Here is a 13706-nt window from a genome sequence, read left to right as displayed (position 1 = left end):
CGGCCCTCCGCGGTGGCGCGGAGGGGGGACACACCGTCCCGTGGCGGACCCAGTTCTTCGTTCATCTCAGTACCCCCTGTTCGACGAGACTGTCGCGAATGGCACGGGCCGCCGTCTCCGGGTCGGCCCCCACCATCAGCCGGCCTTTCCCGGCCTTGTTCTCGGTCGCCGCGCGCAGGCGGTCCTGCGCCGAGGCGGCGCCGCCGGCGGCCATCAGCTTCGGCCGCGGGCGCCAGGGCGCGACGGCGCACGCGGCGAGGAAGTCGTCGGCCGGCGCGGCCGCGGCCACCGCCGCGATGACGCCGCGGCGGGCCGGGCCGTAGGCGACCGGCCGCGGCAGCGGGGCGGCGGGATGCACCGTGGCGACGAAGGGCAGGCGCACCCGCACCGCGCGCCGCTGGCCGCGCGCCAGGGCCTGCAAGACCTCGGCCCCACCCTCCCCGTCCAGGCGGATGGCGATGACGTCCGGCACCAAGGTGGCGTCGAGCCCCCGGGCGACGAGATACGGCACCATCCCGCTGTCCTCGCCGCCCTCCGCCCGCCGCCCCGCCAGGACCACGCCGGGGTGCCGGGCGCCGAGGTGGTGCACCAGCGGCACCACCGGATCGCAGCCGGGCGCCAGCGCCAGCACGGTCAGAGCGGGCAGGCCCATGCCGAGGTAGTCGCGCAGCGCCGGGTCGGCCGGGTCGCCGGCGTGCAGCGCGTGCACCGCGTCCGGCGCCAGCCGCAGCGCCATCTCCAGGGCGCGGGCGTCGGCGTCGGCCCGGCGGCCGCGGCCGGAGACGGGGTGGCGCCCGACCGACAGCAGGACGGCGACCTCAACCATGGCGCCCCTCCTCCGCCAGCAGGCGGAGCAGCGCCGGCATCACCGCCTGGGCGTCGGCGACGACGGCGAGGTCGGCGCGCTTGATCATCTCGGCGTGCAGGTCGGTGTTGACGGCGATCACGTGGCGGACGCCGGCGATGCCCTGCAGGTGCTGCGGCGCCCCGGCGATGCCGAAGGCGAGATAGCCGCGCGCCGTGACGACGGTTCCGGACGCCCCCACCTGCCGGTCGCGCGGCAGGTGGCCGGCGTCGCACACCACCCGGCTGCCCGCCCGTGTGCCGCCGAGCGCGCGGGCCACCGCGGCGAAGCCGGCCCAGTCGGTCACGCCGTTGCCGGCGCTGACGATGAACTCGGCCTCGGCCAGGGGCAGCGCGTCGGCGTCGACGGCGAGGCGGCGTGGATCGGTCAGCCGCGGGGCGGCTTCCGGGGGCGCGACCGCGACCTCCAGCGGCCGCGCCTCGTGCCGCACCCCGTCCAGCGGCGCCACGGCGTCGGCGGCCACGGTGATCAGGCGCGGCGGCGCGTGCCGCAGCTCCGCCGCGCCGCCGCGGCCCCGCCGGGTGACCTGGCCCGCGGCCACGCTCTCGGCCCCCGCCCACAGACGCTCGCCGGCCGCCGCGGCGACCCGGCGGGCGACGTCGCCGCCCTCGGCCGTCTCCGGGAACAGGACGTGGCGCGGGGCGAGGGCCGTCAGCAGGGCGGCCACGGCGGTGGCCCGCATGTCGGGGCAGTAGTCGGCGGCCCAGCCCGCTGGCAGGGCGACGTGCCGGTCCGACCCGGCCGCGGCCAGCCCGTCCTCCGGCCCGGCCGCCACCGTGACCACCGCCCCGCCGCCGGGATCGGCGAGCCGGCGGGCGGCGGCGACCACCTGGCGGTCGTGGTCGGCGAGCTCCCCGCCGGGCCGGTCGAGCACCGCCAGCACCAGAAAGGCCGGGTCGGGAACGAGGCGCAGGGGCGGACCGGGGACGGCGGCCAATGCGCCGGCCGGCAGCGCCGTCGCCGCGCCGGGCGGCGCCTCCCGCGTCCAGTCGTAACGGCGGCGCGGCTGGGCGCGCACCAGCGCCGCCGCCAGCCGGGCCCGCGGGTCTCGGCGCGGGCCGCCAGCAACCGCGAGGGGCGCCAGGACGAGGCGCGGCCGCCCCGCCCCGGCAACCGTGCGGGCGGCGCGGGCGGCGCGCGGGTCGACGCGGCGGCGCGCACCCGTCATGGCCCGACCTCCGTCGCCGCCAGGACCAGTTCCGCCAGCTCGGCCACCTGGGGCCGCGGCCCGACCACGCCCTCCAGCATCAGCGCGCAATTGGGGCAGGCGACGGCGACGACGGCGGCCCCCGTGTCGCGGGCGTGCCCCATGCGGACGTCGGGTATGCGGCGCTCGCCCGCGACGTCGGTCAGCGGTGCCCCGCCGCCGCCACCGCAGCAGCTCGACCGCAGGCCGGACCGCGCCATCTCCCGCCGCTCCGCGCCGATGGCGTCGAGCAGCGCGCGCGGCGCCTCGGTCTCGCCGTTGTAGCGGCCGAGGTAGCACGGGTCGTGGAAGGCGACCGTCGTGGTCTGCGGCGCCACCACCGGCAGCGCCCCGGACCGCACCAGCTCCAGCAGCACGGCGCTGTGATGCACCACCGTCCAGCGGCCGCCGAAGGCGGGATACTCGTTGCGCAGGGTGTGCAGGGCGTGGGGGTCGGCGGTGACGATGCGCGCGAAGCGGCGGGCGTTCAGCGCCGCCACGTTGCGCCGGGCGAGGTCCTGGAAGGTCGCCTCGTCGCCGAGGCGGCGGGCCACGTCGCCGCAGTCCAGCTCGGCGTCGCCCAGCACCGCGACGTCGATCCCGGCGCGGCGCAGCAGGCGGACCAGGGCCCGCAGGGCGCGCTGCCCGCGCAGGTCGAAGGCGCCGTCGCCCAGCCACAGCAGCGCGTCGCACGTCCCGCCCTCCTCCAGGCGGCGCAGCCCCAGATCGGCGGCCCAGTCGAGGCGGCGGGCGAGCGGCTGGCCGCCGGGGGTGTCGGTCGCCCGCAGCGCGTCGAGCATGGCCGCCGCCTTGGCCGGGACGGCGCCCCGCTCCAGGGTCTGGAAGCGGCGCAGATCGACCACGGCGTCCACGTGCTCGATCATCATCGGGCATTCCTGCACGCAGGCCCGGCAGGTGGTGCAGGCCCACAGGGTGTCGGGATGGATCATCGCGTCGGCGCCGACCAGCGCCAGCGCCGGACCGCCGACCGCCTGCCCGGCGACGCGGCCGGGGTGGTGGTGGCCGGCGTACGCGGTGTCGCTGGCCCCCGGCTCGAGCGCCAGGACCAGGTCCTGGACCAGCTTCTTGGGGTTGAGGGGCAGGCCGGCGGCGTAGGCCGGGCACGCCGCCTCGCAGCGCCCGCACTGGACGCAGGCGTCGAAGCCGAGCAGCCGGTTCCAGGCGAAGTCCAGCGGCCGCTCGACGCCGAGGTCGGCGGCCGCCGGCGCCGCCGCCGACAGGTCGAGCGGCCGCAGCGCGGTGTCGCGCCCCGCCCCGTCGTGGAACCGCGCCGGGCGGGGGTGGAAGGCGAGATGAAGGGCCCCGGTCAGGGCGTGCTTGAGGGGCCCCCGCCGGACCCCCGCGACCATGTGGAGCAGCCCCGCCCCGGCCACCGCGACCAGGGCCAGGGCCAGCGGGTCCGGCAGCGCGCCGCCGGCGGCGCGGTCGAGGGCGACCGGCAGCGTCGCGCCGGCAAAGGCCAGCAGCGCCCAGGGCAGCCGGGCGAAGCCGCCGCCCGACAGTTCGGCCGGCCGACGGCGGCGGCGGCGCAGCACCATCACCGCGCCGGCGAGCATGGCGGCGAGCGCCGCCGCCACCAGCGCCCAGCCGAATCGGCTCGCCGCCTCGCCGCCCAGGGCGAGCGCCGTGGCGGTCGGCGCCAGGGCCAGGGCGCCGAGGAAGCCGCCGGCGGTCAGGGCGTGGAAGCGCGCGTTGAAGGGTGTCCGGCCGACCACGGCGTGGACATCCACCAGATACCGCGCCGGCATCGCCCGCAGCCCCGCCGCCAGGGTGACCGCGGCGGGCCGGCCGGCCCGCCAGCGCCGCGCCCGCAGGGCGGCCAGGGCGGCCCCCAGCGCCAGCGCCGCGGCCAGCAGCGCGAGGAGGGCGGAGGCGCCCACGCTCAGATGTCCCGGCACAGACGGGCGGCGTCGTAGATCGCCGCGTGGATGTTCCGACCCGACACCGCGTCGCCGACGCGGTAGAGGGCGTAGCCGCCGTGGCCGTTGGCCTGCACCGGCTGCGGCCGGCCGGCGATCAGGCTGTCCAGGTCGACCTCGCCGCGGTTCAGGCTGTGCGCCTTCACATCGGCGTACAGGGCGTCGTTGGGCAGGGTGCCCAGCTCCACCACGATCTGGTCGACCAGCCGCTCCTCCTCCTCGTCGGTGTACGCGTTGCGCAGCACGGCGACGCGGCGGTTGCCCTCCGGGAAGATCTCGATCAACTGGTGGTTCGTGGTCATGATCACGCCCAGCCGGTACAGCTCGCGCAGGTGGATCGGCTGGTTGGTCGTGCCGACCTCCTCCGCCACCATGCGGTCCGGGGTGACGATCTCGACCAGCGCACCACGCCGGGCCATCACCTCGGCGCATGACGCGGCGTGATGCAGGCCGGTGCCGTCGTACATCAGCACGGTCCCCGTCGGCTCGACCGCCCCGGTCAGGACGTCCCAGGTGGTGACGGCGAGGTCGGCGCCGGGAAAGGCGCCGCGGTCCGGCCGCCCGCCGGTGGCGAGGATCACCACGTCGGGCGTCTCCGCCTCGATCAGCTCCCGCGTCGCCTCCACGCCGAGGCGCACGTCGACACCCAGCGCGGTCACCCGCTGGGCCAGCCAGCGGGTGATGCCGGTCAGCGCCTCCCGCCAGGTCGCCTTGGCGGCGATGGTGATCTGGCCGCCCGGTGCGGCCGCTTTCTCGAACAGCACAACGGCGTGGCCGCGCTCGGCGCAGACACGCGCCGCCTCCAGCCCGCCCGGCCCGCCGCCGACCACCACCACCCGGCGCCGCCGCGCCGCCTTGGCGTGGGTGTGCGGCATGGTCGCCTCGCGGCCGGTGGCCGCGTTCTGGATGCACAGGGCGTCGCCGCCGGTGTAGATGCGGTCGATGCAGTAGCCCGCGCCCACGCATTGGCGCACCTCGTCGAGGCGCCCTTCCATCATCTTGCGCACCAGGTGGGGATCGGCGATGTGGGCCCGCGTCATCGCCACCATGTCGACGTGGCCCTCCTCCACCGCGCGCGCCGCGGTGGCCAGGTCGGTCACCCGCTGGGCGTGGAAGACGGGGATGCCGACCTCGCGCTTGATGCCGCTGGCCAGCGCCAGGAACGGGGCGACCGGGAACGACATGTTGGGCAGCGACACGGCGTGGGCCATGTGGTCGCGCGCCTGTCCGCCGAGGACGTTGACGAAGTCGATCAACCCGCGCTCGGCGTAGGTGCGGGCGATGGCGACGCAGTCCTCGTGGGTCAGGCCGCCCTCCAGCAACTCGTCGCCCGACATGCGCAGACCGACGATGTAGTCGTCCCCCACCGCGGCGCGCACCGCCTCGAACACCTCGATGCCGAAGCGCATCCGGTTCTCCAGGCCGCCGCCGTACTTGTCGGTGCGCCGGTTGACCGACGGGCTCCAGAACTGGTCGATGAGGTGGCCGTGGGCGGCCGACAGCTCGCAGCCGTCCAGCCCGCCCTGCTGGCAGCGCCGGGCCGCCGCGGCGAAGGCGGCGACGACCCGGCGGATGTCGGCGTCCTCCATCTCCTTGGGGGTGTTGCGGTGCGCCGGCTCGCGCGCCGGCGAGGCGGAGAGGGTGGGCAGCCAGTGCTCGGTGTCCCAGCGGGTGCGCCGGCCCATGTGGGTGAGCTGGATCATCAGGGCCGCGCCATGGCCGTGGATGCGCTGGGCGAACTCCTGGAAGACGGGGATCACGCTGTCGTCGGCGACCGAGATCTGGTTCCACGGCGCGGCCGGGCTGTCCGGGGCGACCGAGGAGGAGCCCCCGAACATGGTCAGCCCGATGCCGCCCCGGGCCTTTTCCTCGTGGTAGAGCTGGTAGCGCTCCTTGGGCTTGCCCTCGGACCCGTAACCGGGGGCGTGGCTGGTGCTCATCACCCGGTTGCGGATGGTCAGGTTCTTGATCCGGAGGGGCCGGAGCAGGGTGTCGGCGGGCGAGGGCATGAGCGGGCGCGTCCGTGAGCAGCAATCCGCGGATGATCACCCGCTCCGCCCCCCGTCACGTGTGCGCCCGCGACGAAGAAGTACGCGTTTGCGACCGCCCCGGTGGCGCCCCGGTGGCGCCCCGGTGGCGCCCCCTCGGGCGGTGCGGCGGGCCGGCAGCGCGCGCCGGTCCCCCCCTGGGGGGGCAGCGCGCCCGCGGACCCGGGGCCTCCACCCCCCTTACGGGTCGGCCCGGCTAGAGGTTGAGCTGGTAGGTGACCGGCACCCAGCGGTAGGCCCCGTTCCTGCGCTCCACGTAACCCAGCGACGGGAAGGTCATGTGGTAGGCCGACACCAGCAGACGGTCGGCGGCCACCATGTCGTAGATCCGCTTGCGCGTCGCCGCGCCCGCCGCCTTGTCCATGTCGAAGAAGGCATGCCATTCCGGATGGGTCAGCGAGGCGACCTCGTGGTGGGCGCAATCGCCCCACAGCAGCATCCGGGCGCTCTCGCTTTCGATGTGGAAGGCGAGGTGCCCCGGCGTGTGGCCGAACGCCGCCTCCGCGCGGATGCCGGGAACCACCTCGCCGCCCGCATCGATGACGCTGGTGCGGTCGGCGAGCGGCGCCAGGTTGGACCGGAACAGCATGGCGGACCGGTAGGTGTTGCTGTCCTTGGGGGCCGACAGCGCGTCGTCCTTCGACCAGAAATCGTGCTCGACGGCGCCGATGACGTAGCGGGCGTTGGGAAACAGCGGCTTCCCGCCTTCCATCAGACCGCCGATGTGGTCGGGATGGGCATGGGTGAGGACGACCACGTCGACCTGCTCGGCGGCGAATCCCGCGGGCGCCAGCATCTCGGCGAGCCAGCCGCCGTGCGGCCGGGGAACGAAGCCGTCGGCGCCGTTGCCGGTGTCGAACAGGACGACCTCACGGCCGGTGTTGACGACGGTCGGCGTGAACCCCGGCTGGAACCGGCCCGCCGGCAACAGGCTGTCGCGCATCAGCTGGGCGACCGCGTCGCGCGGCTGGTCTTCGCCGACGATCGGCCAGGGGCCGTCGATCACCGGGGCGGCGTCCAGGATGGTGGTGACCTCGAAGGCGCCCAGCCGGAACCGGTAGTGCCGCGGCATGGCCGGGCCGAGCAGCGGTGCCGCCGCACCCGCCGGTGTGACCAGGCCGCCCGAAATAATGGGCACCGCAGCAAGGGCAATGGCCGATTCCAAAATCTGGCGGCGTGACGTTCCTCGGTTCACTGCAGACATCGGGCGTCCTCCTTCCCATAAAGTCTCATTGGCGACTTGGCGTCGTGCATGGTGTCATCGTCCGCCGCCGACGGCGGCTGCCGAAGCGGCCGACGAGCACTTCACGAGGGAGGATAGTCATGGCCGAAGCCCGGCGCTTGTATGAACGTGCTGCGGCCGGCGGCGACGCCCTCGGCCCGCTCTGGCACGTGGACGACGGCTGCACCTTCTTCGCCGGAACGCTCGACTACAACGCCAGCCACCAGCACGGCGCCCCGGTCTACCTCGCCGGCATCGACGGACCGTTCGCGCTGCGCGTCAACGCCGGGCCATGGATCACCTGCCGCACGGCGGTGATTCCCGCCGGCGTGCGGCACGAGCTGAACGTGGGTGGCAGTCCCATCGCGGTGCTCTACATCGAGCCCCACGTCGGCGGCCTGGACGCCCTGGTGCCGCTGATCGGCGACAGGCAGGAGGTGGACGGCGCCCTGGTCGGCCGGAGCGGGGAGGTGCGCCTGTTCCGGGCGCTGTACGAGGACCGCTCGAGTTCCCGGTGGGCGGGGGAGGCGCTGCACGACCTCGTCGCCTTCGCCACGCCCCGGGCGGGCCGACCGATGGACGGGCGGATCGCCCGCGTGGTGGCCGATCTCAACACGGGCTGCGAGGACCCCGCGGCGGTGGCCCTGCTCGCCGCCGGCGTCGGCCTCTCCGCCTCCCGGTTCCAGCACCTGTTCTCCAGCGAGGTCGGCGTGCCCTTGCGCCGCTATCGCGCATGGCGGCGCATGCGGTGGGCGATCCAGGAGATCATCGACGGGCACTCCTTCACCGTGGCCGCCCATGCCGCCGGATTCGCCGACCAGCCGCATTTCGCCCACGACTTCCGGCGGACCTTCGGAGCCCCGGCGTCGCGGAGCCTGACCAGGGTACGGCCGCCGGCACGGTGACCCCGGCCACGGTCCCGCCGAAGGAGCGAACCGGGGGGGCGGTGGGGCGTTCCTTCAGACGTCCTGGCCGCCTCTCACTCGAACAGGCGGCGGTCGGGGGGGTCGAGGGGCAGGCCGATCGCCGACCCGAAGGCCGCGGCCGGCGCGGGAATGGCGCCGCCCTCCGCGACGCCCTCCCCCGGCGCCCCCGCCGCCAGCCGCACCGTGGACGGGCTGACTTGGAACTCCTCGCGGAACTGGCGGGAGAAATGGGCGCAGTCGGCAAACCCCGCCTCCATGGCGATGGCGGTGACCGAGCGCCGGGTGTTGCGCAGCATCCAGTAGCCGTAGCGCAGGCGCAGCAGGCGGTAGAAGGCGACCGGGCTCTTGCCCGTGGCGACGCGGAACAACCTCTCGAACTGGCGGGTGCTCACGTGCAGGCGCCGGGCGATCTCCTCCACCCCCAGGGGATCGGACAGGTTCTGTTCCATCAGCAGGATGGCGCGGCGCACCCGCTCGTTGGCGATCTCGTTCTCGGTCGGCGGCTGGGGTTGCGACTGGTTGGCCGGGCGCGCCTTGTCGATGAGCATGATGTGCATCGTCTTCTGGGCCGCGGCCCGGCCGAGATGCCGCTCGATCAGATGGGCCGCGAGATCGGCGACCCCGGCGCCGCCCGAGCAGGTGATGCGGTCGCGGTCGACCACGAACAGCTGGTCGGCCACCGGCACCAGGTCGGGAAACTCCTCGATGAAGTCGCGGTGGTGGTACCAGCTCACGCAGCAGCGGCGATTCGCCATCAGCCCGATGCGGCTGAGGATGAAGCCGCCGGTGCACACGCCGACCAGGGTGACGCCCTGGGCGGCGGCGCCGCGCAGATAGGCGACGGTCTCGTCGTCCAGCGCCGGGCCATGGTGCAGCAGACCGCCGACCACCACGATGTAGTCGAAGTCGCGCGGGGTGCGCAGCGCCTCCCACCGCGCCACCCCGGCACCGCAGCTCGACCGCACCGGGTCGAGGCGCGTGCCCATGATGGTCCAGTGGCAGCGGATCTGGCGGGAGCCGTCGCCGTCGTCGGCCGCCAGGCGCAAGGCGTCCAGGAAGGTGGCCAACGCCGTCAGCGTGAAGTTGTTGGCGAGCACGAAGCCCACCGACAAGGACGGCTGCGGGGCGTCGGGCGTGCCGGCGCCCGCGGATCGACGGACGAGCGTGGTCGTCTGTGCCATGTGCCCCCTCCTGACGATCGGCCAACAGTATAATTGTTTGACCGATCAATAAAGAACCTTCGGACGGTCCCCTAACAATTCCCGTGCCACACGGTGGCCGGGGCCCGCGGGCGGCGTCCGGCGAGGTCCCGGGGCCGCGACGGGCGGGGCCGTTCACCGCGCGGCACGATGTCGCATTGGTTCAAGAATGTGGGCGACGGCGTTCAATCTGATCCCCCGGACTCCTGCGTTATAGTCTAAGGATCGAGGAGGCCGGAAGGACACGAAAGCGGTGCCACAATCGTTCTGATAGGGGTCGTGCCTTAGGAAAGATCATGCCCTGCTCAAAAGGCATGCATGTTCTGCCCGGAGAACGGCCTCGATCGTCATGGCAGGGAACGACGGCGGCTCAACACTTCGCTCCTCCTCGCGCACGGCTCGAACATTGTCCTGACGAAAATCAAGGATGCCGTCCATGGCGAATGCGGGTGCGGAAGGGGTCGAGGGGTGCGAGACGGTCGGGTTCCTGCTGGTTCCCGACTTCTCGATGATTGCGTTTGCCGCGGCCGTCGAACCGCTCCGGCTGGCCAACCACGTCAGCGGCCGCACGCTCTACCGCTGGGTGCTGCTGTCGCGCGACGGCACCAGCGAGCGGGCGAGCAACGGCATTCCCGTGGCGGTCGACCACGACCTCGCCACCGCGCCGTTCCTGCCCACGGTGGTGGTGTGCAGCGGCATCGACGGCCACTGGTACGACGACCGCTCGGTGCTGTCGTGGATGCGCCGCACCGCGGCCCAGGGAACCGCCTTCGGCGCCATGTGCACCGGCGGGCACATCCTGGCCCGGGCCGGACTGCTGAACGGCCACCGCTGCACCGTCCACTGGGACAGCATGGCGAGCTTCAGCGAGACGTTTCCCGAGATCGAGGCGACCGGCGAGCTGTTCACGGTGGACCGCAACCGCTTCACCTGCGCCGGCGGCACGGCGGCTGCCGACATGATGCTGCACCGCATCGCCCAGGCCCATGGCGAGGCCCTGGCGGTCGAGGTGGCCGAACAGCTCCTTCACGTCACCATCCGATCCGGCGAGACGCGCCAGCAGACGCTGCAGAGCAACCCGGCGCTGGACCACGAGGACCTCAACGCCGCGGTCGCCATGATGCAGAAGAACATCGAGGAGCCGCTCGACCTCCTCACCCTGTCCACCGCCTTGGGGCAGTCGCGCCGCAACGTCGAACGCCTGTTCCGAAAGTACATGAACTGCAGCCCCGCCAAGTACTATCTGCATCTGCGGCTGAAGCGGGCGCGCCAATTGCTGTGCCAGACGCGGATGTCGGTGATGGAGGTGTCGGTCAGCTGCGGCTTCATCTCGGCGACCCATTTCAGCAAGTGCTACCGCGACCATTTCGGGGTGCCGCCGCGCGACGACCAGCAGAGCCACCGGCCCACCGCGGCCCCGCCCACCGTGTTCCGGCGGGGCTGGGCCGCGAGCGCCGGGTTCGCGCCCCTGGCCCCGCTTCCGCCCCGGGTGGACCCGCCCGAAGCGGCGCTGGCGGCCGCCAGCTAGCTGGACAGAAAAAGCCACAGAACCATAATGGAAACGATGCTTGTAAGATTGCAATCTGGGCGATGGCATTTAAATTCTTTTATGGTACTGCGGCTTGGGTTGCGTTTTCTCTTGTGGACAGGACATTCGCGCGCAATTAGTGTCGAAGCCATGCCAGCGTAGTCACGTGGGGATGGTCGATGTTCGGTTGGGGAAAGAGCACCCAGGGGTTTGGGCGCAAGATGGCGGCCCTCGATGCGCTGCGGGCCAAGGTGATGGTGACCGATGAAAATCTGAACATCGTCCACGTCAACCCCGCCGTGGAGACGCTGCTGCGCGAGGTGGAAGGCGACCTGCGCAAGGACCTTCCGCGTCTCGACGTCAGCCGCCTGGTCGGCAGCAACATCGACGTGTTCCACAAGAACCCCAGCCACCAGCGCACGCTGCTGGCGTCGCTGACCAAGCCGTACGGCGCCACGATCACGGTCGGCGGGCACCAGTTCGACCTGCTGGTCACGCCGCTGTCGGAGGACGGCCGGCGCATCGGCTTCGTCGTCGAGTGGGCCGATGCCAAGGAACGGCTGGAAAACCTCGACTACGCCGGGCAGATGGCGGCAATCAGCCGGTCGCAGGCGGTGATCGAGTTCACGACCGAGGGCATCATCACCAAGGCCAATGACAACTTCCTGAAGGTGATGGGCTATCGCCTGGACGAGGTTGTCGGCAAACACCACAACATCTTCGTCGAGCCGGCCGAGCGCGACAGCCCGGACTACGCGCGGTTCTGGGACACCCTGCGGCGTGGCGAATTCCAGGCGGCGCAATACAAGCGGATCGGCAAGTCCGGCAACCCGGTGTGGATCGAAGGCGCCTACAACCCGATCCTCGACGACAAGGGGCGGGTCGTCAAAGTGGTGAAGTTCGCGGTCGACGTGACCGAACAGGTCGCGCTGCTGAACAACCTCAAACTGCTGATCGACAAGAATTTCGGCGAGGTCGACCAGGCGCTCCACCAGTCGATGGGCGAGGCCGACTCCGCCGACAGCGCCGCCGGCTCCACCTCCGCCAGCGTCCAGGCGGTGGCGGCGAGCGCGGAGGAACTGGTCGCCTCGATCGGCGAGATCTCCCAGAGCATGACCCGCGCCCGATCGGCGACGGACGGCGCCTTCGACCGCACCGTCGCGGTGGCGGCAAGCACCGACCGTCTGACCGCCGCCGCCCAGGCGATGAACGGCATCGTCGGGCTGATCAACAGCATCGCCGGCCAGATCAACCTGCTTGCGCTGAACGCCACCATCGAGGCGGCCCGCGCCGGCGAGGCGGGGAAAGGCTTCGCTGTCGTCGCTTCGGAGGTGAAGAACCTCGCCAACCAGGCGGGGAAGGCGACCGAACAGATCTCCGCCGAGATCGAAGGCATCCAGGCGACCTCGACCGAGGTCGCCAACGCGCTGAACGCCATCCGCGAGGCCGTCTCGGCGGTGCGGGAGCATGTGACCGGCACCGCGTCGGCGGTGGAGGAGCAGAGCGCCGTCACCCAGAACATGTCGTCCGACATGCAGCGCGCCTCCGCCGCCGTGGCGACGGTGACCTCCAACATCGCCGCCATCGCCGGCGCGGTGAGCCAGATGGCCGGTGCGGTCGAACGGACGAAGGAGGCGGCGCACGTCCTGGTGCGGTGACGCGGACCCGGCCGGATGCTCTGACGGACGGCGCCCGATCCGCCGTATCCCGCTGCGCTTGTTGAACGCCGACGGTCGTGCTTCGACCGCCGTTGCCGCCTGCATTGGGTGACGAATGTCCTGACGCCGGGCTGGCGATGGCGACGCTGTCCACCATCCACCATCAGAACCTGGAACGACGCGTCCCGGGTGGCGTCCGTCAGGCCGCGGGCGCCGCCGCCTCGGCCTGGATCCACCGGCGGAACACCTCGACATTGCCACGCCCGCCACCGCCGCCGCCGCCGGCGTCGGCCTCGATCAGGAAATAGCCGCACGTCGAGCGCTCCACCCGCTCGGCGAGGGCGACGAGCTGGCCGCCTTCCAGCAACGTGTCGATCAGAGGCACCCACCCCAGCGCCACCCCCTGGCCCATCATGGCCGCCTGCAGCACGAGGGGGTAGTTGTTGAAGCTGAGGTCGAGGCCGCCGGCGCGGCGGCGGCCGAGGCCGTGAAGCGCGAACCAGTCGGCCCAGGACAGCCAGACCGCGGTTCCGGGGCTGTCCACGTGGAGCAGCGGCAGGGCCGCCAGCGCCGCCACCTCGGGCCGGCCGGCCAGCCGGTCGCGGAAGCCGGGGCTGCAGATCGGCACCACGATCTCCGGAAACAGCGGCCAGGCCCGGCAGCCCGGCCAGGCGCCCGACCCGAAGCCGATGGCGACGTCGATCGGCTCGCGCCGCACGTCCACCATCTCCTGGGTGGTGAGGATGCGCACGTCGAGGTCGGGCATGCGCGCGCGCAGCCGCGGCAGCCGCGGCACCAGCCACCACGACGCGAAGCCGAAATCGGTGGCCACCGTCATCACCCGCTTGTTGCGGCCGACCCGCAGCTCGCTCAGCACCCGCTCGATGTCGTCCAGCCCCCGCCGCACCACGTCGAGCAGCCGGGCCCCCTCGACGGTCAGGGCGACGCCGCGGTGCAGCCGGCGGAACAGCGCCACGCCCAGGTCCGCCTCCAGCCAGCCCACCTGGTGACTGACCGCCGACTGGGTGACCCCGAGCTCGCGCGCCGCCGCGCTGAAGTTCAGGTGCCGTCCCGCGGCCTCGAAGAAGGCCAGGGGCTGCAGCCACGCGCGCCGGTTAACCATGAGCCACCCTC

Annotated in this window: 10 protein-coding genes; 3 read left to right on the top strand and 7 right to left on the bottom strand. The window is 73.0% G+C overall.

The features are described from left to right. Positions 1-61 precede the first annotated feature (61 nt). The 5 genes from AC6H2I_RS04860 to AC6H2I_RS04840 all read right to left on the bottom strand — a co-directional run bounded on the left by AC6H2I_RS04860 (position 62) and on the right by AC6H2I_RS04840 (position 7177). On the bottom strand, positions 62-826 hold the full coding sequence (locus AC6H2I_RS04860; protein WP_497499446.1) for an electron transfer flavoprotein subunit beta: 765 nt from the start codon (positions 824-826) through the stop codon (positions 62-64). Next, entirely contained in the window at positions 819-2033 is a 1215-nt protein-coding gene (locus AC6H2I_RS04855; protein ID WP_497499445.1) for an electron transfer flavoprotein subunit alpha/FixB family protein, read from the bottom strand. Before AC6H2I_RS04855 ends, AC6H2I_RS04860 begins: the two co-directional genes overlap by 8 nt. Then, the gene (locus AC6H2I_RS04850) at positions 2030-3952 is read right to left on the bottom strand and encodes a DUF3483 domain-containing protein (RefSeq protein WP_497499444.1); all 1923 of its coding nucleotides are present in this window, start codon (positions 3950-3952) and stop codon (positions 2030-2032) included. The genes AC6H2I_RS04855 and AC6H2I_RS04850 overlap by 4 nt, the downstream gene beginning before the upstream one ends. A gap of 2 nt (positions 3953-3954) precedes the next feature. Further along, a complete protein-coding gene (locus AC6H2I_RS04845) occupies positions 3955-6000 on the bottom strand; it encodes an oxidoreductase (RefSeq protein WP_497499443.1) in 2046 nt (681 codons plus the stop codon). A gap of 235 nt (positions 6001-6235) precedes the next feature. Continuing rightward, positions 6236-7177 (bottom strand): MBL fold metallo-hydrolase, encoded by a 942-nt coding sequence (locus AC6H2I_RS04840; protein WP_497499442.1) that lies wholly within the window; start codon positions 7175-7177, stop codon positions 6236-6238. A gap of 185 nt (positions 7178-7362) precedes the next feature. Here AC6H2I_RS04840 and AC6H2I_RS04835 point away from each other — a divergent pair, with 185 nt between their 5' ends. Beyond that, entirely contained in the window at positions 7363-8166 is an 804-nt protein-coding gene (locus AC6H2I_RS04835) for a helix-turn-helix domain-containing protein (RefSeq protein ID WP_497499441.1), read from the top strand. A gap of 74 nt (positions 8167-8240) precedes the next feature. Here the strand turns inward: AC6H2I_RS04835 and AC6H2I_RS04830 are convergent, their stop codons facing one another. After that, positions 8241-9368, bottom strand: coding sequence for a GlxA family transcriptional regulator (locus AC6H2I_RS04830; protein ID WP_497499440.1), 1128 nt, complete (start codon positions 9366-9368; stop codon positions 8241-8243). 454 nt (positions 9369-9822) lie between these two features. Here AC6H2I_RS04830 and AC6H2I_RS04825 point away from each other — a divergent pair, with 454 nt between their 5' ends. Together AC6H2I_RS04825 and AC6H2I_RS04820 are read left to right on the top strand one after the other, a co-directional pair. Next, on the top strand, positions 9823-10914 hold the full coding sequence (locus AC6H2I_RS04825) for a GlxA family transcriptional regulator (protein WP_497499439.1): 1092 nt from the start codon (positions 9823-9825) through the stop codon (positions 10912-10914). Between the two features lie 221 nt (positions 10915-11135). Further along, positions 11136-12572, top strand: coding sequence for a methyl-accepting chemotaxis protein (locus AC6H2I_RS04820; protein ID WP_497499438.1), 1437 nt, complete (start codon positions 11136-11138; stop codon positions 12570-12572). Positions 12573-12771: 199 nt separating this feature from the next. Here the strand turns inward: AC6H2I_RS04820 and AC6H2I_RS04815 are convergent, their stop codons facing one another. Then, entirely contained in the window at positions 12772-13695 is a 924-nt protein-coding gene (locus tag AC6H2I_RS04815) for a LysR substrate-binding domain-containing protein (protein ID WP_497499437.1), read from the bottom strand. Positions 13696-13706 lie beyond the last annotated feature (11 nt).

This window comes from Azospirillum sp. NS33 (assembly GCF_059703765.1).
Note: the sequence above shows the minus strand (reverse complement) of the source record. Positions and strands in the feature narration are given on the sequence as shown.